The organism is Chitinophaga sp. RAB17, from assembly GCF_052114225.1.
Taxonomy (GTDB): domain Bacteria; phylum Bacteroidota; class Bacteroidia; order Chitinophagales; family Chitinophagaceae; genus Chitinophaga.
Map to the genome: position 1 here is coordinate 98,709 of NZ_JBFREI010000008.1, position 23,341 is coordinate 122,049.

General features: G+C 45.0%; 22 protein-coding genes. 11 read left to right on the top strand and 11 right to left on the bottom strand.

The window, feature by feature from the left end:
* Positions 1-350: 350 nt before the first annotated feature.
* Positions 351-1,619 (top strand): kynureninase, encoded by a 1,269-nt coding sequence (gene kynU / locus AB4Z08_RS24410; protein ID WP_441576407.1) that lies wholly within the window; start codon positions 351-353, stop codon positions 1,617-1,619.
* A 9-nt stretch (positions 1,620-1,628) separates the two neighbouring features.
* Positions 1,629-3,047 carry a 2'-5' RNA ligase family protein gene (locus AB4Z08_RS24415; protein ID WP_441576408.1) on the top strand — a complete coding sequence of 473 codons (1,419 nt, stop codon included), beginning with the start codon at positions 1,629-1,631 and terminating at the stop codon, positions 3,045-3,047.
* 106 nt (positions 3,048-3,153) lie between these two features.
* On the opposite strand, the gene AB4Z08_RS24420 is transcribed toward AB4Z08_RS24415, so the two are convergent.
* From AB4Z08_RS24420 to AB4Z08_RS24430, 3 genes are all read right to left on the bottom strand, one after another.
* Complete coding sequence (locus tag AB4Z08_RS24420; protein WP_441576409.1) at positions 3,154-3,900, bottom strand: head GIN domain-containing protein; 747 nt, start codon at positions 3,898-3,900, stop codon at positions 3,154-3,156.
* 206 nt (positions 3,901-4,106) lie between these two features.
* Entirely contained in the window at positions 4,107-4,424 is a 318-nt protein-coding gene (locus tag AB4Z08_RS24425) for a carboxypeptidase-like regulatory domain-containing protein (protein WP_441576410.1), read from the bottom strand.
* Positions 4,425-4,688: 264 nt separating this feature from the next.
* A complete protein-coding gene (locus AB4Z08_RS24430; protein ID WP_441576411.1) occupies positions 4,689-5,429 on the bottom strand; it encodes a Bax inhibitor-1/YccA family protein in 741 nt (246 codons plus the stop codon).
* A 281-nt stretch (positions 5,430-5,710) separates the two neighbouring features.
* Here AB4Z08_RS24430 and AB4Z08_RS24435 point away from each other — a divergent pair, with 281 nt between their 5' ends.
* Together AB4Z08_RS24435 and AB4Z08_RS24440 are read left to right on the top strand one after the other, a co-directional pair.
* Positions 5,711-7,561, top strand: coding sequence for a 2-oxoacid:acceptor oxidoreductase subunit alpha (locus AB4Z08_RS24435; protein ID WP_441576412.1), 1,851 nt, complete (start codon positions 5,711-5,713; stop codon positions 7,559-7,561).
* Between the two features lie 136 nt (positions 7,562-7,697).
* Entirely contained in the window at positions 7,698-8,288 is a 591-nt protein-coding gene (locus AB4Z08_RS24440; protein WP_441576413.1) for a DUF6134 family protein, read from the top strand.
* A 94-nt stretch (positions 8,289-8,382) separates the two neighbouring features.
* On the opposite strand, the gene AB4Z08_RS24445 is transcribed toward AB4Z08_RS24440, so the two are convergent.
* The 8 genes from AB4Z08_RS24445 to gldA all read right to left on the bottom strand — a co-directional run bounded on the left by AB4Z08_RS24445 (position 8,383) and on the right by gldA (position 15,423).
* A complete protein-coding gene (locus tag AB4Z08_RS24445; RefSeq protein ID WP_441576414.1) occupies positions 8,383-9,573 on the bottom strand; it encodes a Gfo/Idh/MocA family protein in 1,191 nt (396 codons plus the stop codon).
* Between the two features lie 20 nt (positions 9,574-9,593).
* A complete protein-coding gene (locus AB4Z08_RS24450) occupies positions 9,594-10,811 on the bottom strand; it encodes a nucleoside permease (protein WP_441576415.1) in 1,218 nt (405 codons plus the stop codon).
* Positions 10,812-10,914: 103 nt separating this feature from the next.
* Entirely contained in the window at positions 10,915-11,643 is a 729-nt protein-coding gene (locus AB4Z08_RS24455; RefSeq protein ID WP_441576416.1) for a YqjF family protein, read from the bottom strand.
* Between the two features lie 2 nt (positions 11,644-11,645).
* Positions 11,646-12,293 carry an endonuclease III gene (gene nth / locus AB4Z08_RS24460; RefSeq protein ID WP_441576417.1) on the bottom strand — a complete coding sequence of 216 codons (648 nt, stop codon included), beginning with the start codon at positions 12,291-12,293 and terminating at the stop codon, positions 11,646-11,648.
* Positions 12,294-12,333: 40 nt separating this feature from the next.
* Positions 12,334-12,552: a hypothetical protein gene (locus AB4Z08_RS24465; RefSeq protein ID WP_331969349.1), complete on the bottom strand. Its 219-nt coding sequence runs from the start codon at positions 12,550-12,552 to the stop codon at positions 12,334-12,336.
* 107 nt (positions 12,553-12,659) lie between these two features.
* A complete protein-coding gene (locus AB4Z08_RS24470; protein WP_441576418.1) occupies positions 12,660-12,974 on the bottom strand; it encodes an FtsB family cell division protein in 315 nt (104 codons plus the stop codon).
* A gap of 96 nt (positions 12,975-13,070) precedes the next feature.
* Positions 13,071-14,360 (bottom strand): phosphopyruvate hydratase, encoded by a 1,290-nt coding sequence (gene eno, locus AB4Z08_RS24475; protein ID WP_441576419.1) that lies wholly within the window; start codon positions 14,358-14,360, stop codon positions 13,071-13,073.
* Positions 14,361-14,505: 145 nt separating this feature from the next.
* Positions 14,506-15,423 (bottom strand): gliding motility-associated ABC transporter ATP-binding subunit GldA, encoded by a 918-nt coding sequence (gene gldA / locus AB4Z08_RS24480; protein WP_441576420.1) that lies wholly within the window; start codon positions 15,421-15,423, stop codon positions 14,506-14,508.
* A gap of 357 nt (positions 15,424-15,780) precedes the next feature.
* Between gldA and AB4Z08_RS24485 the strand changes: the two genes are divergently transcribed.
* From AB4Z08_RS24485 to bcp, 7 genes are all read left to right on the top strand, one after another.
* Positions 15,781-16,461, top strand: a complete 681-nt coding sequence (locus AB4Z08_RS24485; RefSeq protein ID WP_441576421.1) for a hypothetical protein — start codon at positions 15,781-15,783, stop codon at positions 16,459-16,461.
* Positions 16,462-16,465: 4 nt separating this feature from the next.
* The gene (locus AB4Z08_RS24490; protein ID WP_441576422.1) at positions 16,466-17,455 is read left to right on the top strand and encodes a hypothetical protein; all 990 of its coding nucleotides are present in this window, start codon (positions 16,466-16,468) and stop codon (positions 17,453-17,455) included.
* Between the two features lie 31 nt (positions 17,456-17,486).
* A complete protein-coding gene (locus tag AB4Z08_RS24495) occupies positions 17,487-19,253 on the top strand; it encodes an OmpA family protein (protein ID WP_441576423.1) in 1,767 nt (588 codons plus the stop codon).
* An 85-nt stretch (positions 19,254-19,338) separates the two neighbouring features.
* Positions 19,339-20,115, top strand: coding sequence for an ABC transporter permease (locus AB4Z08_RS24500; RefSeq protein ID WP_441576424.1), 777 nt, complete (start codon positions 19,339-19,341; stop codon positions 20,113-20,115).
* Positions 20,115-20,924, top strand: coding sequence for an ABC transporter ATP-binding protein (locus tag AB4Z08_RS24505; protein ID WP_441576425.1), 810 nt, complete (start codon positions 20,115-20,117; stop codon positions 20,922-20,924). Before AB4Z08_RS24500 ends, AB4Z08_RS24505 begins: the two co-directional genes overlap by 1 nt.
* Before the next feature lie 165 nt (positions 20,925-21,089).
* Positions 21,090-22,778 (top strand): M23 family metallopeptidase, encoded by a 1,689-nt coding sequence (locus tag AB4Z08_RS24510; RefSeq protein WP_441576426.1) that lies wholly within the window; start codon positions 21,090-21,092, stop codon positions 22,776-22,778.
* A gap of 32 nt (positions 22,779-22,810) precedes the next feature.
* Positions 22,811-23,272, top strand: a complete 462-nt coding sequence (gene bcp, locus AB4Z08_RS24515; RefSeq protein WP_133807411.1) for a thioredoxin-dependent thiol peroxidase — start codon at positions 22,811-22,813, stop codon at positions 23,270-23,272.
* Positions 23,273-23,341 lie beyond the last annotated feature (69 nt).

A 23,341-nucleotide genomic window follows, 5' to 3' on the forward strand; every position in this document is an offset into this window, starting at 1 on the left:
TCCGTCCCGATTCTTCGGGACGGATTTTTTTTGTATATTGTAGCCGAATTGGTTTTTTTTATTCCATTAACAAATTTTAACATTTGGAATGAGTGGCATTTGAATAGCCTTTATTACTTTTGACCCTTCAGACAGTTACACGTTACTAGCCATATACAGCCTTAGCCTTATATGCCATATGATAAATAAGATCTAAAATATTAAAAGACAGTCTGTTTTGAACACTTAGGCCATTTGCCTGTAATAGTAATAGTAGAAAGAAGATAGATATACATAAGAAGTTCAGCTTTTCTTGACAAACAGCAGAATCGCCATTAAAAGATAATACCAAGGCGCAAGATTGGAAGACCATGGAGTACGTAGCATCGTTAGCATTTGCTAAAGAGAGGGACCAACAGGATCCATTAAATAAATTCAGAGACCAGTTTTATTTCCCACAGCGTAACGGAAAGGATGCTATTTATTTATGTGGCAACTCGCTCGGATTACAGCCAAAGAACGTGAAAGCGGCTATAGAACAGGAATTGACGGATTGGCAACAATGTGCGGTAGAAGGTTATTGGGCGGCTAAGAATCCATGGTTATATTATCAACAATATTGCAGTAAGCCGTTGACAGCCATTTTAGGGGCCAGCCAGCAGGAGTTGACAGTAATGAATACGCTTACGGTAAATCTGCATCTGATGATGCTCAGTTTTTACCGGCCAAACAAACAGCGGTTTAAAGTGTTAATGGAAGCAGGAGCTTTTCCCAGTGACCAATATGCGGTTGAAACGCAGGTTAAGTTTCACGGTTACGATCCTGAAAGTGCGATTATAGAAGTTTCCCCGCGACCCGGAGAACATTTGATAAGATTAGAAGATATTTTAGAGATTATTAACAGAGAAAGTGATAGCTTAGCATTAGTTTTATTTGGAGGTATAAATTACTATACCGGACAGTTTTTTGATATACCCGCTATAACAGTTGCTGCTCATAAGGCAGGCGCTTACGCAGGTTTCGACCTGGCACACGTAGCTGGAAATATACCGGTAAGTTTGCACGATTGGGAAGTAGATTTTGCCGTTTGGTGCTCTTATAAGTACCTGAATGGCGGTCCCGGCGCAGTAGGAGGCGCATTTGTGCATGAGAAACATGCCAGTAACCGCGATTTTCTTCGTTTAGGTGGCTGGTGGGGCAATGAAGAGAGTGCACGTTTTAAAATGGAAAAAGGGTTTGTGCCTAAAAAAGAAGCTGAAGGATGGCAACAAAGCACCGCTCAGGTGTTCAATATGGTTAGCCTGAAAGCCTCCCTGGAATTATTTGAAGCGGCCGGTATCGGCGCTTTGCGTATCAAAAGTGAAGGAATGACCAATTATCTTGAATTCCTGTTACGACAGTTAAAGGGCATAGATTTCCAGATTATTACACCGGAAAAAATTAATGAAAGAGGCGCTCAATTATCTTTATTGTTCCTGGACAAGGGTAAAGAAATACATCAACGAATGACCGATGCCGGAATAATCGTTGATTGGAGAGAGCCTGGAGTTATCAGGGTATCACCGGCACCCTTATATAACTCCTATCAAGACGTATTTCATTTTTATGAAATCATAGCTAATATTGCTTCAAACGCTTAATTAAGTAAGATGACTTTTGAGAGAAACGAACGCCCCCGCAGGCCTTATTCTTCTGATACCAACAAAGAGAATGATCCCAATAAGGAGAAAGGCGATGACAAACCCAATGTAAATAACGAGCGGGAAGGCGGCAAACCCGACTACAACAGTGGAAGCTCTGAGGGGCGCCCTGGTTACAATCGAGAAGGCGGATATCGTCCGCGCACAGACTACAATCGTGATGGCGGCACTGGTGGCGGCTACAACCGTGAAGGCGGAAGTGGTGGTTACAACCGTGATGGCGGTGGCGGCGGCTACAACCGTGATGGTGGTAGCGGTGGTTACAACCGTGATGGCGCAGGTGGCGGCTATAGCGGCGGCGGTGGTAGTGGTTATGATCGCGGCGGAAGCGGCGGTGGTGGCTACAATCGCGGTGGCGGCGGCTATGGTGGCGGCAGCGGTGGTGGTGGATACGACCGCGGTGGCGGCGGTGGTGGCTATAATCGCGGCGGTGGCGGCGGTGGTGGTTACGATCGTGGCGGCAGTGGCGGTGGTGGATACGATCGCGGCGGAAGCGGCGGTGGTGGATACAACCGTGGCGGCGGTGGTGGTGGCTATGATCGCGGCGGCAGCGGCGGTGGTGGTTACGATCGCGGCGGTGGCGGCGGCGGATACAATCGCGGCGGTGGCGGCGGTGGTTACGATCGCGGCGGCGGCGGTGGTGGATACAATCGCGGCGGTGGCGGTGGTGGATACGATCGCGGCGGTGGCGGCGGTGGTTACAACCGTGGCGGTGGCGGCGGTGGTTACGATCGCGGCGGTGGTGGCGGTGGTTACCGTGGTGGTGGAAGCCCAAGACAGGGTGGAAGACCTCAACGCTTTGAACCAAAACCTGATAACAAAATTTACTTTATCGCCCTCCTGCCAACAGCAGAAGTAGGTAAAGAAATCATAAAAATCAAACAGGAATTTGCAGAACAATACGGTCCTATGTACGCACTGAAAGTGCTTCCGCATATTACCCTGCAGGTTCCTTTCACGGCTGATCCGGCATTGGAAAAAGCTTTCTGTGATGAACTGACGGATTTTGCCAAAACACAGGCACCTTTCGAAGTTTCCCTGAAAGGCTTCGGTACTTTCCCGAACAAACAAAACCGTGTACTCTTCATCAACGTGGAAAAAAGTGAAACCATGTCTGCAATGCACCGTCAACTGATCAACTTCCTGCGTAAGGAATTTGGTTTCAGTACGATGCTGGCTCGTACAGGATTTACACCTCACGTTACCGTGGCCTTTAAAGACCTGGAAGATGATCAGTTTAATAAAGCATGGCCCGATTATGAAAACAAGGAATACGAGGCTACCTTCAAGGTAAATAACCTCTACTTTCTCCGTCACAACGGTAAATCATGGGAAGTGCTGCAGAAATGCAAATTAGGTGGTGCCTGATAAAAGCTCCTCCTGTAAAATAAAAAAGGCCTCCGCTGATGCGGGGGCCCTTTTCGTTTTATAAACACAGACAGTATAACAGTGTAGGTTATACGAAGTTAATCGCTCATTGTTTGACCACTTTGCCGGATCCTACTATATTACTTACTACAATAGGTTCACCCTTGTAATGAACCTCCCCGCTGCCGCTGATATCCACATCCAGGTACTGACGCACAAATGCTTCATGTTCACCGGAACCGCTGATCGCGATATTGGCTTTTTGTACTTCCATATCAATACCCGCTATGCTGCCACTGCCATTGATTTCGCTATTGTGCGTATCGGCATTGCCCTTCAGCACCATATCCCCTGAACCGTTAATTGTGGTAGTCAGATTGGTAGTAGTCAATGTAAGCCATCCTTTACCACTGCCATTAATTTCATACTTGAAAAGAGAACTACGTATGGTGTCCTGATTATCTGCCGTACCTGATCCGTCAAACTGCAACCGCTGAAAAATCGGACTCTGTATATATACTTTTATAGGTAGATGATTCTTGATATATGTCCGCTCCCGGATACGCACATACAACGTATTACCGCGTACACCTGTTTCTACCACACCTATAATATTATCTTCTGCTTTTATTTCCAAAGCAGTCACTGCAGCCTGTTTCAGGTGTACTTCAAAATCCCCTGATACTTCCACATCCGTGAGCGCACTAATACTGCGGGTTTCAGACACTACGTGGCCGGAACCGCTGATATTATCTTTGGTACAGCTGGAAAGTATAATGCTGAAGATCGCTATCATCAAAAGCAGCCATCCAATACTTAAGCTGGTGTATGTAATTATAAATTGCTTTTTCATATCGTCACTTTTAAGGAGCTTTAAGAAATGACGTGTATGGAAGAACATACCCCTATGCAGGAAAATATTTTCCGGAGAAGAGAAGGAGGGAGGAAGACCGGGATTGGCCATCCGTACGGAAACAGGTATAAAAAAATAAGCCGGCCGTACAGACGTACGGAACCGGCTTTTGATTAACCCCTATGAAAACAAACTATTGCTCTTATTTAATGTGCTAATTTAATTTCTCCCAAATCAGTGGACTTTCCTTCGTCCACCTTTACATCAGTCACAGTTGCAGGCTTAAAAGGCGCTTTCGCTCCTATAATAACGGTGTATGCACCCACTTTCGCATGTTCAAAACTAAAGGCACCATCGGTAACGGGTGATGTTAATGTATCTGTTCCCTGAATGGCCCAGGCTTCAGTGGCTCCCTCTGCCGGTGTTACTTTTCCTGCTATGGATCCACCATCAACGCCCTTAAATGCGAATGCTCCAAACGCTACAGCTGCAAGTGCTAACATGCTTACTTTTATCTTCTTCATAGCTTACAATTTTAAATGGTTTAACAATAAAGGTTATATGGTAAGTAAAGGTGTTAGCATTGTTTTATTCTGTTTTTTAAAGATGTAAAAGAACTTTCTGTTTGAAACCCAATTTTGCAATTACGATGCCATAATATTTTGAACACCTGCCATTTAACATATCTTTTGGAAGACATTAACAAAAAGAATTCGCAGCAGCTGCATAAATAAAGAAGCCGTCACAGTTACTGTGACGGCTTCTTAGCGCTGAATGAACAACTAAAATTATCTTCTGTTCAACTTACTCAGGAGTCGTAGTATTTCCAGGTATAACCATACCAGGGTAACCATTAAACCAAAGGAAGCATACCACTCAAAGTATTTTGGAGCTCCCTGTGCAGCACCCTGCTCTATCATATCAAAATCAAGAATCAGGTTCAGTGCAGCTATGGCTACCACCACGAGGGAGAATACGATACCAAATGTACCACTGCTGTGTATTAAAGGCATCTCAATGTTGAAAAGACGCAGCACTATTGCTATCAGGTAAAAGATACCAATACCCAATGTAGCAGTGAATACGATCGATTTAAAACGCTCTGTTGCACGGATTACTCCCGTACGGTACAAAATCAGCATTGCGATGAAAGTACCGAATGTAAGACCCACCGCCTGCAATACGATACCATTCCACTGCGATTCAAACATCGCGGAAATAGCACCAAGGAATAAACCCTCCGCAATTGCGTAAGCAGGAGCGAGATACGGAGACCATTCCTTTTTGAAAATAATGACCATCGCCAGTATAAAACCGCCAATGGCTCCACCTATCGCCAGCGGCAACACAGCAGTGCCACCTCTTGAAAATTCACCCCAGGAAAAAACAGCTGCTGCCATTAACATCAGCAACATGAAAGACATTTTGTTAACAGTACCACGGATAGTCATGGCCTCACCTGCAATATGCGGTGCTTTATCAAATACACTTTGCTTCAGTACAGGATTGTTCGATTGAAATAATGCCATAAAGTATAGTTTAAATTTATGGGTTAAAAATACGATTTGATTTGATAAAAGGACATTAGAATCCGGTAAACACTGCCAAAATTAGCATTTCTATAACCAATAACTACTAGTTATCACCCATAACCAGAAGTAATGGGAATACGCTATTTATACCGTAATAGTCTACTGAAGTTGTGTACTTTTGTGATCGGATCGGGAATAATATTCGCGGGTAGCATAATACTACCGCCCGATTACCTAAATTTACATCTTTAAAAAGAATACCTTAAAAGAATAAATAGATGCCTAATACTTCGATTCAACAGCTGGAGGATGTAGTGATAAAATTTGCAGGCGACAGTGGAGACGGGATGCAGTTAACAGGTACCCAGTTTTCAAACAACACCGCTTTGTTCGGCAATGACCTGAGCACATTCCCGGATTTTCCGGCGGAAATACGTGCCCCAATAGGTACTTTGCCCGGCGTGAGCGGATTCCAGCTACATTTCTCTTCTAACAGAATATTTACCCCGGGTGATGCCTGTGATGTACTGGTAGCCATGAACGCTGCTGCGCTGAAAGCTAACCTGAAAGGACTTAAGAAAGGAGGGATCATCCTGGCCAACACTGATGGTTTTGACTCCAAGAACCTCCGCCTGGCCAACTATCCGGAAGGCGTTAATCCGCTGGAAGATGGTTCCCTGGCTCCCTATCAGCTCCATACCATGGACGTGACCAAAATGACGCGCGAAGCGCTTAAGGACATGAACATGGGTATGAAAGAGAAAGACCGTGCAAAAAATATGTTTGTACTGGGATTCCTCTACTGGTTATACGACCGCAACATGGAGAATACCGAGGTATTCCTGAAAGATAAGTTTGGTAAAAAACCAGATATCCTGGAAAGTAACCTGAGAGTACTGCACGCCGGCTACAACTTTGCCGATACGGTAGAAGCCTTTACTACCCGCTACCGGGTGGAAAAAGCCCGCATGGAACCAGGTACCTACCGCAGCATCACCGGAAATACGGCCCTGTCATACGGACTGGTAGCAGCTTCCCAGAAAGCTAACCTGCCCCTGTTCCTGGGAACTTATCCTATTACACCGGCTTCCGATATCCTCCATGAACTGAGCCGCTTTAAGAATTTTGGTATCCGCACCTTCCAGGCAGAAGACGAAATTGCAGGGATAACCTCTGCTATCGGTGCTTCCTATGGCGGACATATGGGGATTACCACTACTTCCGGCCCGGGCATGGCATTAAAAGGTGAAGCCATGGGACTGGCAGTAATGCTGGAAATTCCGTTGATAATCGTTGATATTCAACGTGGAGGCCCTTCTACCGGCTTACCTACCAAAACAGAACAATCCGATCTGTTACAGGCCTACTACGGCCGTAACGGAGAGTGCCCAATGCCAATCGTTTCTGCATCCACCCCGGCAGATTGTTTTGAGGCGGTGTTTGAAGCATTCCGCATTTCCGTGCAACATATGACACCCGTTATTTTCCTCAGCGACGGGTACATTGCCAACGGTTCTGAACCATGGCGCTTCCCTAAAGCTGCCGACCTTCCGTCTATTGAAGTTAAATTCAAGAAAGGACTGGAAGAAGGAGAAGAACAATTCCTGCCTTATCACCGTGATGAAAACCTGGTACGCCCCTGGGCTGTTCCCGGTACACCCGGCCTGGAACACCGCATCGGTGGTCTGGAAAAGCAAAACATCACAGGTAATGTAAGCTACGACCCGGAAAACCACCAGCTGATGGTGAAGATCCGCCAGGAGAAGGTAGATAAGATCGCGGATCATATTCCTTTACAAAAAATTGAACTAGGCCCGGAAAAAGGAAAAGTACTGGTACTCGGCTGGGGATCTACCTATGGTGCTATCAAAAGTGCCGTACTGGACCTGATAGCAGAAGGACACGAAGTAGCGCATGCACACATCCGCTATATCCGTCCGTTCCCTAAAAACCTGGGCGAAATACTCCACAGCTACGATAAAGTACTGATCCCGGAAATTAATAATGGTCAGCTGATCAAAATTATACGTGATCAATTCCTGATCGATGCACAGGGTTATAATAAGATTATGGGTGTTCCTATTACCAAAGGTGAACTGATCACTAAGATCAAAGAAATGCTGGCGTAGGCTCCTCCACAACATATTATTTTATTGCACAATAAAAAATCCTGTCCGTTGTGACAGGATTTTTTGTATTTTCCTGTATCGGCAGACTATTCACAGCTACTTCTGCCAGGATTTTTTTTAGTTTAAGTTTACTATTATGTATAGCCTTTTTCGTGTATTGCTAACCGTTGTAACAGTAGCTGTATTGTATTTGCAGGCAAATGCCCAAACTAATACTTTTGAAGTGCGGATCGCAAACCATGCGGTAGGTACAATAGAAGCTAACCGGAAAACAAACGGACCGGTAAAAAGTATCATTATCAAAACGCGTATCCAGGTGATGCTGTCTAAAATTAACAGCGATATTGCCAATGAATACAGTAACAATGTGCTCTCTTCTTCTAAATCTTCCCGTATATCCGGTAAAAACGGGGAAGATAAAAATACCACGACCATTCGTAACGGTAAAGAATATACGATTATAGTGAATGGGGAAAAATCGGTGATCAATAATGCCGAAATAGAAGAATGTGTGGCAGACCTTTACTTTGCGGAACCCAAACAGATCACCCGTGTGTTTTCTGAAACATTGGGCAGGTTTCTGCCGCTGAAATCTATCGGAGGAGGAATGTATGAGCTAATACTGCCCGAGGGGAAAAAGAACGTGTTTAAATACGAAAACGGTACACTGGTATTGGTAGAGGTGAACCACACTTTCGGCAAAGCTTTCTTTGTGAAAGTCAGCTAACACTTTGTTTGCCAATGATGGTGATTTCCCCGATGGGCGAAGAAGGTGGCAGGCAATGCTATCATCTTCGCACACCAGGTTTATCATAAAAGATCTATACTGTTTGCTCAATAATCTGCCCGGACGCTTTATCTTTCAGGATCAGTTTCTTCGCCCCAAAATGCGTCATTTCTTCTTTTACCAGGTAGTATTGATCGTTATAATCTGTTAATGTTTTGATTTTGGTAACACCTTCCTGTCCACGCCATATGTCTAATTGTACCGGTTCCCATTGCTTGGTAGCGGCACTTTTGTAAGCGGCATCCAGGATCGCATTTACCACATAACCATCATAGAAGGTTTCTTTGGCAGCATGTCCACTCTCCATCGCGTTAAACATATCTGTGAACATGTGATTATATCCCAGTTCATTGAGTTCATCACCTACCGGAAATAGCCAGCCGGTGTTGCTCTCTGCTTTTTCTGCTACATAATCAGCACCTTTGCCGGTGGTGAACATATCAAAGCCGGTGCGTAAAAAACTATTCGTCCAGATCGTTCCTTCTGTGCCCATGACTTCATCACGGAGATCCAGTCCGCCGCGGAAAGTCCAGCTCACTTCAAACTGCCCGATGGCGCCGTTTTCATATTTTACCAGTCCGATCGCATGGTCTTCTGCATCAATCGGCTTTACCTGAGTATCAGCCCAGCACATCACTTCTACCGGTCGGATATCTTTCCCTATAAAATTGCGGCCAATTTCCACGCAATGGCAGCCCAGGTCAAGGATACAGCCGCCACCGGCTTGTTCCTTATCCCAGAACCACTCGCTGTGCGGGCCAGGATGCGTTTCCCTGGATTTGGCCCACAGTATCCTGCCCAACGCGCCACTCTGTACGCTTTCTAATGCTTTCAGAAATTTGGGGGTATATACCAGGTCTTCCAGGTAACCATGGAAGATACCGGCTTTTTCAACGGCTTCCAGCATTCTCCTGGCTTCTGTTGCATTGCGGCCCAGTGGCTTGGTACAGATGACCGCCTTTTTGTGTTTGCAGCAAAGCAGCACCGCTGCTTCATGCAAATTATTGGGCAACGATATACATACTACTTCCACTTCCGGATTGGATACCGCAGCCTCCATTTCTGTTGTTTGGTATGCTACCTGGTAATCTTCCGCAAATTTCTTTGCGCTTTCTTCCCGGCGGGAATACACACTTACTATTTTATCGCGGCTGCGCTGTCCCTGCAATGAATCTGCATAAAACCGCGCAATAAAGCCTGAGCCAAGCATTGCTATTTTTGCCATAGAAACCGTTTTGCCGATGATTAATTTTTAAGAACCTTCTCTTTATTGCTATCTCTGAAAAATAACATAAACAGTACTAATACGACTGCTGCAATACCAGCAGGTATCAGCCAGATAGTATGCCAGTCGTGCATGGTTTCACTGGTTTTATAAGCCGCTACGATAGGACCGGAAATAATAAATCCTATTAGCATACCCACACCATACGTTGCCAGTGTAACAAAGCCCTGGGCCGAACTTTTGAATTCTTCACCGGCTACTTTATCGGTGTAAATCTGACCGGTTACAAAGAAGAAATCATAACAGATACCATGCAGTACGATACCCACAATCAACATCCAGTAATTGGAGTCAATGTTGCCGTAAGCAAACAAAGTATAACGCACTACCCATGCCAGCATGCCTAAGGCCAGCATCTTCTTCACACCTAACCGAACAAAGAACAACGGCATTATCAGCATAAACAGGAATTCAGACATCTGTCCCATGGATTGCTTGCCGGCAGCGGCATTCATGCCTATTTCATTCAGGAATGGATTGGTGAAATTATAGTAAAATGCCAGCGGAATACAGATCGCAATAGAGGCCAGGAAAAACAGCAGGTAAGAACGGTTTTTCAGCATACGGATGGCATCCAGTCCCAGAATTTCTTTTACAGATATCTGTGTGCCTTTTTTAGCAGGCGGTGTTTTCGGTAAGGTAAAACTAAATAGCCCCAGCAGTAAAGACGCACCTGCAGCCATTTTAAAGGTGAGATCCAATGAATTTGTTTTTTCCCATTGCAGCCAGCCAATCAGCAAACCTGCAATGATCCATCCTACAGTGCCGAATACACGAATAAAGGAAAATTCTTTGCTGGGATCACTCATCTGTCGGAAGGAAATAGAGTTCACCAGTGCCAGTGTTGGCATGTAAAGGATCATATATACCAACAGTACCGGATAGAAGCTATCAAAACTGGTCATACCCGAACACGTCCATAGCAATGCAGCTCCCACCAGGTGTATTACGCCCAGGATCACCTGTGCAGAAATGAAACGGTCGGCAATAATCCCCACAATGAAAGGAGCAATCACGGCCCCGATGGACTGCGTAAGGAAAGCTACACCCACCTGGCTATCGGTGGTGCCTTGCAGATTTTTTAGCACAAACGTGCCCAATGTTACAAACCATGCTCCCCAGATAAAGAACTCGAGGAACATCATAAACGATAGTTGTATCCTGACAGCTGATTTCATAACGACTAATGCTTTATTGATTGAATCTTAATGCACCGCTTAAGTTAATAAAAATTGAGAATTGCCTATTAAATTAATGATGGACAAAAGAAACTTTTCGCGTTCACAAAGTACTGGTCCTGATCTTTGTGCCGGGCATTACCGAAATTTCGGAACCTGCCGCCAGCAAGGCGCTGCGGGGAGGTTGCTGCAGCATGTTTTCAAAATCTGCACCATAGAGCGCCCGGGTGCTGCAATGATAATCGAAACTGGTAACCGGATGTGTATGCCACTGAGGATGGGTAACCTGGTATTCGCCGGTAGTAAGGTCATCTACCCGCGTATAACCCCAGTAATGTTCTGTAATAAATTCTTCTTCACTGCCGGTGATGATAGGTTGAGTAGCTTGTAATGCAGTGGCTGTTAAATGATTCCATTCATTATTTACTTTCCATTTATATGCTACTTTCAACGTATCTGGATCCGGGTATTCCCAGCTGTGTTCCATAACATGCGTCGCGTATTTTTCTTTGTAAATAGTATTGGCTACAAACGTAATAAATGGTTTGGGTACCAGCTCTTTTACAAATACCACCCCTCTTTTCCATATTCCGTTTTGTTTATAGCGGACATAGAAACGAAGATTTACTTCTTCAAAAGTACGGTGTCCGGGTAAACTCAGCCCTTTTACCCGTGTATCCTGGAACAGGAAGCCTACCAGGCTTACATAGCTGGTATTATTCCATGTATCGAGTTCTGTATGTGCAGGTAAATATGCTTTGAGTACTGCCGGGTCAGCTTCAAAGTTGATCATCAGTAAGTTTCTCCAGGCAGCAGTCAGAAATGGGCGCATGGTTAACTGGCTTTTATAAGTTTGGCATAATACTTACACGCCGGTCTTAGTCCGCATTCACCGCATTTGGGGCTTCTGGCCACACAAATATATCGGCCATGCAAAATGAGCCAATGGTGTGCAATATGTACTTTCTCTTTTGGAATATGTTTCAGCAGTTGCAGCTCAGTTTGCAGGGGTGTTGTTGCATTGGTGGTAAGGCCAATGCGGGCGGATACCCTGAACACATGGGTGTCCACTGCCATATTGGGCTGATGATGTACCACAGAGGTGATCACATTGGCCGTTTTGCGGCCCACGCCGGGCAGCTTGATTAGTTCAGGTACCGTAGCAGGTATTTCCCCGTTGAAGTCTTCTACCACCATTTGGCCCATTCCTATGAGGTGTTTGGTTTTGTTGTTGGGGTAGCTGATACTCCGGATCAGGGGAAACAGGTCATCAAAGGTGGCCTTACTGAGGGCATATACATCCGGATACTGTGCAAAGATGGCAGGAGTGGTCATATTCACCCGTTTATCGGTGCATTGAGCAGACAGGATAACAGCTACCAGCAATTGGTAAGGATTGTCGTAAATGAGTTCCGTTTCGGCATTGGGTGCATGTTCCTCAAAGTACTTGAGAACAAATGCATAACGCTCTTTTTGAGTCATGCCATAAAGATAGGAAAAATGAAAAAAGTAAGGTCAGCTACTACTTTTCTTCCTGAGTTTGTTTGTTGGCAGCATAATCAAAGATTAGCTGAAGGGTGGCTACCCGGGGAGCATAACGTACTGTGTTAAGGGCGGCTTTGGTATTGTCAAAACAAGCCTGCTCTTCCTGGGTTAAAGAAAGTTCCTCCTGGTGATGTTTGATGTCGCTTTTTGTAACAAGACACAGGGTTGATAGTACAGAAAGTGTAAAATTACTCATGCATTATTATTTTAATACTAAAATAGGTTCTGTTTTATAACGAAATAAGCGCGGAATCTATTGTTAATTTAAGATAAATTTTTAAGAAATGCAAGGGCAGTGCGTGCTTAAGGCTTAGGGGCAGGGGCGATAATGAAGAGGTCTTCGTTATCTTTTTTCATATAATATTTCTCGCGGGCAAACTTTTCCAGTTTTTCAGGGCTGGAAAGCAGTTCCTGTTGCTCTTCTTTGGTTTGTTTGATTTCCTGGATAAAGAATTCCTTCTGACTTTCCAGTTTATTTACTTCCGACTGGAACTGATATTGAGACATCAGGTTGGTTTTGTCCAGGAAGGCGATCCATATTACAAAGGCAGCAAAAGCTATGAAGAACTTATTCTTCAGGAAACTCGGCACTTTTTTGATGGATGTAGACCAGGACATATGGCAATTTACTAAAGAATTACGAATTACAAATTACGAATTACGGGGAAGGAATGATCCCCGATGGTTCGTAATTCGTAATTCGTAATTTGAAATTTATTTTTTAACGCTGATAGAGTTGGTAGGATAAATCGCTACTTCACCCAGTGCTTCTTCGATACGGAGTAACTGGTTGTATTTCGCCATACGGTCAGTACGGGAAGCGGAACCGGTTTTGATCTGACCGCAATTCAGTGCTACTGCGAGGTCAGCGATGGTAGTATCTTCAGTTTCGCCGGAACGGTGGCTCATGATGGAAGTATAACCAGCTTTGTGTGCCATGTTTACTGCATCAATTGTTTCCGTTACAGTACCGATCTGGTTTACTTTTACCAGGATGCTGTTAGCGATACCTTTGTCGATACCTTCTTTCAGACGCAGTACGTTGGTTACGAATAAATCGTCACCTACCAGCTGAACGCGGTTACCGATAGATTCAGTCAGTTTTTTCCAGCCATCCCAATCATCTTCAGCCATACCGTCTTCGATAGACACGATAGGATATCTGTTAGCCCAGTCAGTCCAGAAAGCGACCATTTCATCGCTGCTGATTACTTTTTGGGAGCTCTTGTAGAATTTGTAGCTCTTGGTAGCTTCATCATACATTTCGCTGCTGGCAGCATCCAGGGCAATAGCTACCTGGGTACCTGGTTCGTAACCAGCTGCTTTGATAGCTTCCAGTACAGTTTCGATCGCTTCTTCGTTGCTCTGGATTTCAGGAGCAAAGCCACCTTCATCACCTACGTTGGTGCTGTAACCTTTCTTTTTCAGTACAGATTTCAGGTGGTGGAATATTTCCACGCCCCAGCGCAAACCTTCAGAGAAAGAAGGAGCACCTACCGGTACGATCATGAATTCCTGGAAGTCAATTTTATTATCCGCATGCGCACCACCATTGATGATGTTCATCAAAGGAATAGGCAGGGTGAAAGCGTTTACACCACCGAGGTAACGGTAGAGTGGCTGGTTGCTTTCTTCTGCGGCAGCTTTAGCTACGGCCATGCTCACTGCCAGGGTAGCGTTAGCACCCAGTTTGGCTTTATTTGGAGTACCATCGAGTTGAATCAGCATTTTATCGATGCCGGCCTGGTCTGTAACTTCCCAGCCAATCAGCTCTTCAGCAATGATGTCATTTACATTATTAACGGCCTGCAGTACGCCTTTGCCCATGTAAACACTTTTATCATTATCACGCAGTTCTACCGCTTCGTGCTTACCTGTGGAAGCACCGGATGGAACGGCTGCACGACCAAAATGGCCGTCTTCTGTGGTTACATCAACCTCAATTGTAGGATTACCACGGCTGTCGAGAATCTGCCTGGCATGGATTTCTGAAATAGTACTCATAATTCGAAAAGTTATTATTGTTAGCGATTTATATAGCGGGTTAGCTGTTAGCCTTTAGCAGTTAGCTTTTAGCAAATGCAGCGAAGATTAACATATGGTAGTCTTCGCTGCATTTGCTAAAAGCTAAAAAGCTAACTGCTAAAGGCTAATCGGAGCTTTTCGTCATTTCCCGGAAAATGGTTTCCAGGCTTTGTGAATTGCTCTGCAAAGAAAGTATGTTCCTGTTATTAATCAAAGCAAATTGTAACAGGTTTTTTCTCACTTCGTCTACCTGGCTGGTAAATAATTGCCAGCTATGGTCTTCCCGGCCCACTACGCGCGTGATTCCACCGATGGTCAGCAACTCGGTTTCCGTAACAGGTTCCGCAAAGGTAACCTGTAAATAACCATTGGTCGTATTGTTTTGCTGTAGGATGGATAATTTATCGTCTGCTACGATTTTTCCTTTGTTGATGATGATTACCCGGTCACAAAGTGCCGCTACTTCCTGCATAATATGCGTGGAAAGGATCACCGTCTTGTTGGCCCCCAGCTCTTTGATCAGTTGCCGGATATCCGCCAGCTGATTAGGATCCAGGCCCGTGGTGGGTTCATCCAGGATCAGTACTTCCGGGTCGTGTAGTAATGCCTGCGCCAATCCTACCCGTTGTTTGTACCCGTTAGACAATGCGCCAATCTTTTTGTGACGCTCCGGTTGCAGCCCGGTGAGCTGCATAACCGTTGCAATCCTTTCTGCTCCTGCTTTTCCCAACTGGTGAATACCAGCTACGAACTCCAGGAACTCCCGGATATACATATCGTAATACAAAGGATTCGATTCCGGCAGGTATCCCACTCTTTTGCGTACTTCCAGCGACTGGGTGACAATGTCAAAACCACATACACTGGCCTTTCCGCTGGTAGGCGGCAAAAAACCGGTAATCATTTTCATGGTGGTGGACTTTCCGGCGCCGTTGGGCCCCAGAAAACCAGTGATTTCGCCCTTTTTGAGTTCAAAGGAGATCCCATCTACCGCCCGCTGTTCGCCATATACTTTACTGAGTTCTGATACCTGGATAGACATGTATGCTTGCACGTTTTGCGGGAACTAATGTACTATAAAAAGAGGATAAACTATAACGCTGCCGCCAGCAGGGGATTGAGTGGACTTTTCGTGGTAAAAATACAGCCGTTGGTACGGTTTTTACCGGATCCGGAACGGTTTTAAAGCCTTCCGGCACGCTTTTACACTAATATGGTACTACTTCTCTTAAATATATATATATTTATAGCCAAATTAACTAGCACATATATGTGAACAGAAATACCTGCACTGACATTGGCATATAACTTGCATTTAACCTGATACCTATACGTTATATAACCTATACAGGCAAAGCACTACATATAAAATCACTTTCATGCTTCAACCCAATACTTGATGTCAAACTTTCTAAAAAAAGCAATGGGCCTTTTTGTGGAATTTGAACCCGACGAAAACAGCGATGTCAGGAGGCCGGAACAGCCTTCCCTGTCGCAAAAATTCCCGCTTAGTAATCCTTCAGGATCTGCGCCGGCTCGGCCACCAGGACCTGTTGCCCTATCTACCGCAGATATGGACAAATTTGAACAGCATTTCAGCGCGCTGTTTGAAAAAAGCAACTTTCCCGGACCTGATTATTACGAGTTCTGGAAAATGATGGACACACTGGAAGCGCATGTAAAGGACGAAAACGCCCGTATGGCGGCCGTGTATGCTACACTCAGCATTCAGGGCCTCACCAAAAACAGGCTGATTGAAAGCGCTGCCCAGTACAAACAAATCATTGAACAAGATAAGGCTGAATTTGAAAAAGCTGCCAGCGACAAAGCTGCAACGGAAGTAGATGGTCGTCATCAACAACTGAAGGACATGGAAAAGAAAATGGCTGATAACGCCGCTCTGATCCAGCAACTTACCAAAGAAATCACCGAAGCACAGGCTAAGTCAGAACAGCTCAAGGCGCAAATGGCAGAACAGGAAGAGAAAATAGTAGCGAACCGCCAGGGTTACCAGGTGGCTTGTGAGGCTATGGTTAGAAAAATAAACACAGACATTCAAAAAATAGAAACATCGCTTTAACGCTATGGAAACGCAAATCTTTCCTGCCGCTGAATCGGGGCAGAAACTGAAATCTTACTGGAACAGACCGGGTGGTAAATTTGGACTCCTGATTGGATTAGGACTCCTGGTAGCCATCGGGTATTATGTAATCCCCATCCTCACCGCTGTTGTCTGGAACACACTCAACTTCGGTATCGCACTGGTGTGCCTTGGCGTATTCCTGTACTGTATCACACATCGTAAACTTCGCCTTAGCCTGTTTTACCTGTATGAGTGGCTCATGAAGAAACTCGTAGGACTGGTGATCGAACTTGACCCCTTCCTCATTGCGGAAGATTATATCGGCGACATGGAAGAACAGCGCGAAAAGCTGTACGCCCAATCCGTTGATGTAGACGCCCAGAAGGAAAAGATCGACCTCAAAATCAGCGAAAAGGAAAAGGAAATGACGCAGCTCCTGAGCCGCGCCAAAGCCGCCCAAAACAATAACATGTTGCCGGAACTGGGTAACGCTACCAGGCAGATTGCCCGTGTGAAAGAATACATCGCACAGCTCACGCCTATACGTGATAACCTCGCCCGCATTGGTGACTACCTCACCAAAGTGCATAAGAACAGCGGTTACATGATTGAAGATGCCCGCAATGAACTGGAACTGAAAAAAGACCTTTACAAGTCTGTCACCTCCGGTAACAAAGCGTTATCATCTGCACTCAAAATTTTCAACGGAGATCCGGAGAAAAAACTGATGGTAGAACAGTCTATGGAATTCCTGAAAGAGGATATTGCGACCAAACTGGCCAGCATGAAAAAAGCCATCAACTATTCTACAGACTTTATGCGCTCTATTGACCTGGATAATGCCACCTATGAGCTGCAGGGACTGAAAATGCTGGAGTCTTACGACCCCGATAAAACATATAAACTGGATGTACAGAAGTGGGAGCCTTCCCGTGAACCCCATCAACCGGGTACTGTACGTACTGACAACTACAACGATCTGTTAAGTTAACAATAACCTCTAATCAACAAATATTACAACTATGGCCGTGAAAGTAAAACCCGGTGGAAAGGTTTTTGGCATCGTACTGCTGTTAGGTGCCATCTATGCAGGAAAAATGTTATGGTGGGATAAACGCCCACAGGAAGCTAAAGCAGCTACTGAAATCGGGAAAGTAGCGTTGCCGGATGCGGCAGAAGCATCCCTGAGTGGTAATGCCGTGAAGTTGCCTTTACCGGAAAGTACAGAAGCATTAAATGGTGGTACTAAAATATCCTGGCGCGTAATGGCGTGGAACTCTCAGTTCGCGCTGATGTACGCCAACGGTGGTGTAAATACCACCAAAGGTTCACTGATAGATAAAGCAAAACTGCAGCTGCAACTGGTACGCCAGGACGACTGTAATAAATCACTGGCAGACATGGTAAAGTTTGCACAGGACTATAAAAAGAATCCTAACACCGCAGGGGTATTTGCTTCCTTCATGGGAGATGGTATGCCAGCCTTCTTTGCCGCGCTGGCAAAGGAACTGGAGCCACTGGGTGCTGATTACCAGCCTATCGCTTTCTATACCATGGGTAAAAGCTATGGTGAAGATAAACTGATGGGACCTGTAGAGTGGAAAAGAGAGCCTAAAACAGCTATTGGTAAAACTGTTGCCGGTGTTCTGCGCGATGGTGATATCAACATCATGCTGAAATGGGCTGGTGACAACAACATCCCTGTAAATCCGGATGAAACTTCCTATGACCGCAATGCGATCAACATCATTGCTGCCAACGACTTCCTGGATGCCGGTGCGAAATACATCGCAGGCTACAAAGAAACCCGCAAACTGGTGATTGATGGTAAGAAAACCAGCAAAGACACTACTGTTGGTGTAGACGGTGTGGCTACCTGGACGCCTGGTGACGTGAATATTGCACAGAAGAAAGGTGGTCTGGTGAACATTGCATCTACCAAAGAATACTCTTCACAGATGCCGAATATCACCATTACCATCAAGAAGTTTGCTTACGATCACCGTACAGATATCGAAAACCTGATCATTGCACTGGCCCAGGCCGGCGACCAGGTTCGTTCTTACAACGAAGCAAAAGCTTTTGCCGGTGACGTATCTGCGAAAGTGTACAACGAGCAGAATGGTGCTTACTGGCTGAAATACTACAATGGTGTGGAAGAAAAAGATGTGCAGGGCCTGAATATTCCTTTGGGAGGATCCATGGCATTTAACCTGACAGATGCTGCCAACACCTTCGGTATGGGTAAAGATGCCATTGACCGTTACAAAATAGTATACACTACTTTCGGTGAAATCCTGACCAGGATGTATCCTGAAATTATGCCTACTTATCCTGTATATACCCAGGTAGTAGATAAGTCCTTCCTCGCCTCTGTGGTGGCTAACCACCCTGAGTTACTGGAAGGTGCTGCTATCAAGGAAAAATATGCGGAAAGCATCACTTCAGAAGTATCTTCCAAATCATACCAGATACAGTTTGAAACCGGTAGCTCTGTAATTAAAGCTGCTTCTCACGCGGTACTGGATGAAATCCTGAAGAGCGCTGTAGTGGCGGAAGGCTTGAAAGTAGGTGTGTATGGCCATACCGATAACGTAGGTAATCCAACTGCCAATGAAAAATTATCCAACGAACGTGCCGAATCCGTAAGGAAATACCTGCTGGATAAAGGTTTACCAGAGGCACGTATCGAATCAAAAGGTTATGGTGATACCAAGCCTATCGCAGATAATACTACCAATGATGGTCGCGCGAAAAACCGCCGCGTACAGATCGTATTAGGTCAATAATATGAAATTGTCTGAATGGTGAATCATCACTGTTCAGACAATTTTCCCTCCGACCCATCTACACATTGACTCAATAATTTTAGACGTGATAAAATCTTTTTTTGAACCACTGCGCATACTCAACCGCCGTGCGATGTTGTCGCTGGTGATTGCTGAGGCAATAATAGCATTGATATGCTGGCAGCTGAGTGGAGGTGGTTTAATTCCGACTCCGGTAAAAGTATTGCAAACACTGGGTAAGATAGTACAGGACCCCTCTTTCATTGACAATCTTTTCAGTAGCCTGGTACTGACCATCAAAGGCATGTTTATTTCTATTGTCATTGCCCTGGTGATCAGCTATCTTTCTATTGTTCCCTTTTTTAATCCGATCGCACGTTTTGTGATCAAATGCCGTTACCTCACCCTTACCGGCTTAACGTTTCTCTTCACCCTGTGGACACAGGATGGACACGAACTGAAACTCAGTCTCCTGATTTTCGGTATCGTTCCGTTCTTCGTTACTTCGCTGTTGTCTGTAATCGATGGCATCAATAAACAGGAGTTCGAGCTGTGCACCACATTGCGTATGAACAGTTGGAAAACCTTATGGGAAGTGATTATCGTAGGACGACTGGACCAGGTTTTTGAAGTGATGCGGCAGAACTTTGCCATTGCCTGGCTCATGATCACCTCCGTAGAAGGACTGAGCATGAGTGAAGGGGGACTTGGTGTAATGCTGATCCGCGCTAACAAATATGTACAGCTGGATGTGGTATTCGGTACCCTGGTGATCATCTTTCTGCTGGGTATCTTCTTTGACTATATTCTCGGCAAATTCCGGGAGTGGTTATTTCCTTACACTAAACTCACGACCCGCTGATGAACGCCAACGTATATACGAAACATGCGCCATTGCTGTGTGCAGAACACATTACGCTGCAATACGGTGAGAAAACCATTCTCCGCGATATTAATTTCTGTATTCATGATATTCACCGCCCTGATATACAACAGGGACAGGTGGTTTCATTGATTGGTCGCAGTGGTATTGGTAAAACCCAGTTGTTTAAAATCTTGTCAGGCCTGATTCAGCCTACGCAAGGAGTGGTGAAAATAGATACAGACCAACACCCGGTGAAAGCAGGAGAGGTGGGCATTGTACCGCAGAATTATATCCTCTTTAACCACCGCACTATTTATCATAACCTGAAAATAGGATTGGATAATGCAGCCGTGAAACTGACAGAAGACGAGAAAAAACGTATCATTGAAGATTATGCGGCTACCTTTCAGCTGACAGAACACCTGAAGAAGTACCCGGCCCAAATCAGTGGTGGACAACGTCAACGCGTTAGTATCATTCAACAGGTGCTTACCGGCAACAAGTTCATTTTACTGGATGAACCCTTTTCAGGGTTGGACATTCTCATGATAGATAAGGTGATTCAGCTGTTGATAAAAGTATCAACATTGCATGAAGAAAACACCCTGATCATTGTGAGCCATGATATTGAGAATGCGGCCGCTATTTCTGATACCGTTTGGGTATTGGGAAAAGAGGAAAATAAAGAAGGGGCTACCATTATGCAGGAATATGACCTGTGCAAAATGGGGTTCGCCTGGCAGCCTGAAATCCGTAAGGAACCCGGATTCCAGGAGCTTATCAGCACTATTAAAAAACAGCTGTAGTTTACCGATATTTTTTTAATTTTTTTGGGGAGATGGATACTGCCATGGCGGTATCCATCTCCCCAAATCTTTTTACCATGGTATATATTAAAAACTGTTAAAACTGATGGAGGGAATAAGGGTGTCCGCATGACAAACTTCTCTTTTCCCTACATTTGCAATATTATGAAGAGAGTCATCGGTCTATTTTGTTTACTACCGCAATTATTACAGGCGCAAACCATTCCGGTAAAGGACTATCCCAAGGGCTATTTCAGAAATCCGTTGAATGTTCCAATAGAGCTGGCAGGGAATTTTGGTGAGCTGCGTCCTAACCATTTCCACTCAGGAATGGATATTAAAACCCAGCAAAAGGAGAATCTGCCGGTACATGCTGCCGCAGATGGTTATGTGAGCCGTATTGGCGTTTCACATACGGGATTCGGGAATGTATTATACATTACTCACCCCAATGGATATACGACCGTATATGCGCATCTGAACGCCTTTTTCCCGGCGCTGCAACAATATGTAAAGAAACAACAATACCAGGCGGAAAGCTGGGCAAGCGATCTGGATATTCCTGCCGGGTTGTTCCCGGTAAAAAAAGGCGACTTTGTTGCCTGGAGTGGTAATACCGGAGGTTCTGCCGGCCCGCACCTGCACTTTGAAATCAGGAATACCCAGTCGGAAAAGCCGCTGAATCCGCTGCTCTTTGGATTCGATATTGCAGATACCCACGCGCCGGACGTATATCGCATTGCTATCTACGACCGGGAGAAAAGTGTTTATGAGCAGCAGCCCATTATGTTGCCAGTGAAAAAGGTGGGCGGCGAATATGTGACCACCCAGCCAGTCATTAAAATAAATGCGGTGAAAGCAGGCCTGGGGGTGAGTGCAGTAGATCGCATGAATACCGGTAACATCTACGGCATATACGAAGTTACTTTATTGCAAAACGGTGAGCCGGATATCGACTTTCAGCTGGATAACATCGGCTATGAAGAAACCCGCTACCTCAATGCGCATATAGATTACAAAGTGAAGAAAGGTGGTGGCCCCTACTACCAGTTGCTCTTCTCTTTGCCAGGCAATAAACTGGATATTTACCACGATCTGAAAGGAGATGGTACTATTCACCTGGAGGATGGTGCTGTACACGAAGTAAAGCTGCTGGTAAAAGATGCTTATGGGAATACGTCTACCGTGAAACTGCATCTGCAGCAGGGTGGACCTGAAGCCGCGGATAAAAGCTGCGCCAACCTCATGTATCCTGATTCACGCAATATCTTCGAAAATAACCAGGTGGAATTTTACCTGGATGAAGAAGCTTTGTACGACAAGATCTGCTTTAACTATGCAGAAACGCCATCTGTCAGCACCAAAGCATATTCTAATGTATATCATCTGCACAACCCACTGGTGCCGGTACATGATTTCTTCAATGTACGTTTGCGTGCTTCCCGTACGGTTCCTGAAAACCTGCAACCTAAAGTTGTGATGGTAAGAGAAGGAATGGGCAGCAATGCTTCCGCTACTACACTGGAAAACGGTTGGTACAAAGGAACGTTCCGTGACTTTGGCAACTTCCACCTGGAAGTTGATACGATTGCGCCGAAAGTAACGCCATTGGGTGTGAAGCCAGGAGCAAATCTTGCTAAAGCCGCAAAAATAGCTTTTGCCATGAACGATGCCAGCGGCATTAAAAGTTACCGGGCGGAACTGGATGGTAAATGGTTATTGTTTTCCCGTAGGAGTAACGTGCTTACCTATACGTTTGATGAACATTGCCAGCCGGGTACACATATCCTGGTGATGAAAGTAACAGATATTGCCGGCAACGAAGGAACATACAGACTATCTTTTAAACGTTAGGAACATAATTTCAAACAGCTAAAACCTTATATATGGGAAACTTAAATGAAGGCGATAAAGCCCCGGTTTTTAAAGGACATGATCAGCACGGCAAAACCGTATCCCTGACAGACTTTAAAGGAAAGCGGGTGGTTCTGTATTTTTATCCGAAAGACAATACCCCGGGATGTACGGCTCAGGCCTGCAACCTGCGTGATAATTATGATGCACTGTTGAAAAAGGGATATGTAGTAGTAGGCGTAAGCACAGATAGCGAGCAAAGCCACCAGAAGTTTATAGAAAAGTTTGACCTGCCTTTTACTTTACTGGCAGATGAAGACAAGAAGATCGTGAACCAGTATGGTGTTTGGGGAGAAAAACAAATGATGGGGAAAACCTATGATGGCATTCACCGTACTACCTTTCTCATTGATGAAAAGGGTGTAATTGCTCACATCATCAAAAAGCCGGATACCAAAAATCATACAGAAGAAATTCTGGAACTCTGGAAATAGTCAGCGAAAAAACTGTACATAAAAAAAGGAGCGAAGATCATTGATCTTCGCTCCTTTTTTTATGTACAG

What these genes read in the sequence shown, in the direction of transcription:
- kynU (WP_441576407.1), top strand. Translation starts at nt 351, where the DNA reads ATGGAGTACGTAGCATCGTTAGCATTTGCTAAAGAGAGGGACCAACAG.
- AB4Z08_RS24415 (WP_441576408.1), top strand. Translation starts at nt 1,629, where the DNA reads ATGACTTTTGAGAGAAACGAACGCCCCCGCAGGCCTTATTCTTCTGAT.
- AB4Z08_RS24420 (WP_441576409.1), bottom strand. Translation starts at nt 3,900, where the DNA reads ATGAAAAAGCAATTTATAATTACATACACCAGCTTAAGTATTGGATGG.
- AB4Z08_RS24425 (WP_441576410.1), bottom strand. Translation starts at nt 4,424, where the DNA reads ATGAAGAAGATAAAAGTAAGCATGTTAGCACTTGCAGCTGTAGCGTTT.
- AB4Z08_RS24430 (WP_441576411.1), bottom strand. Translation starts at nt 5,429, where the DNA reads ATGGCATTATTTCAATCGAACAATCCTGTACTGAAGCAAAGTGTATTT.
- AB4Z08_RS24435 (WP_441576412.1), top strand. Translation starts at nt 5,711, where the DNA reads ATGCCTAATACTTCGATTCAACAGCTGGAGGATGTAGTGATAAAATTT.
- AB4Z08_RS24440 (WP_441576413.1), top strand. Translation starts at nt 7,698, where the DNA reads ATGTATAGCCTTTTTCGTGTATTGCTAACCGTTGTAACAGTAGCTGTA.
- AB4Z08_RS24445 (WP_441576414.1), bottom strand. Translation starts at nt 9,573, where the DNA reads ATGGCAAAAATAGCAATGCTTGGCTCAGGCTTTATTGCGCGGTTTTAT.
- AB4Z08_RS24450 (WP_441576415.1), bottom strand. Translation starts at nt 10,811, where the DNA reads ATGAAATCAGCTGTCAGGATACAACTATCGTTTATGATGTTCCTCGAG.
- AB4Z08_RS24455 (WP_441576416.1), bottom strand. Translation starts at nt 11,643, where the DNA reads ATGCGCCCATTTCTGACTGCTGCCTGGAGAAACTTACTGATGATCAAC.
- nth (WP_441576417.1), bottom strand. Translation starts at nt 12,293, where the DNA reads ATGACTCAAAAAGAGCGTTATGCATTTGTTCTCAAGTACTTTGAGGAA.
- AB4Z08_RS24465 (WP_331969349.1), bottom strand. Translation starts at nt 12,552, where the DNA reads ATGAGTAATTTTACACTTTCTGTACTATCAACCCTGTGTCTTGTTACA.
- AB4Z08_RS24470 (WP_441576418.1), bottom strand. Translation starts at nt 12,974, where the DNA reads ATGTCCTGGTCTACATCCATCAAAAAAGTGCCGAGTTTCCTGAAGAAT.
- eno (WP_441576419.1), bottom strand. Translation starts at nt 14,360, where the DNA reads ATGAGTACTATTTCAGAAATCCATGCCAGGCAGATTCTCGACAGCCGT.
- gldA (WP_441576420.1), bottom strand. Translation starts at nt 15,423, where the DNA reads ATGTCTATCCAGGTATCAGAACTCAGTAAAGTATATGGCGAACAGCGG.
- AB4Z08_RS24485 (WP_441576421.1), top strand. Translation starts at nt 15,781, where the DNA reads ATGTCAAACTTTCTAAAAAAAGCAATGGGCCTTTTTGTGGAATTTGAA.
- AB4Z08_RS24490 (WP_441576422.1), top strand. Translation starts at nt 16,466, where the DNA reads ATGGAAACGCAAATCTTTCCTGCCGCTGAATCGGGGCAGAAACTGAAA.
- AB4Z08_RS24495 (WP_441576423.1), top strand. Translation starts at nt 17,487, where the DNA reads ATGGCCGTGAAAGTAAAACCCGGTGGAAAGGTTTTTGGCATCGTACTG.
- AB4Z08_RS24505 (WP_441576425.1), top strand. Translation starts at nt 20,115, where the DNA reads ATGAACGCCAACGTATATACGAAACATGCGCCATTGCTGTGTGCAGAA.
- AB4Z08_RS24510 (WP_441576426.1), top strand. Translation starts at nt 21,090, where the DNA reads ATGAAGAGAGTCATCGGTCTATTTTGTTTACTACCGCAATTATTACAG.
- bcp (WP_133807411.1), top strand. Translation starts at nt 22,811, where the DNA reads ATGGGAAACTTAAATGAAGGCGATAAAGCCCCGGTTTTTAAAGGACAT.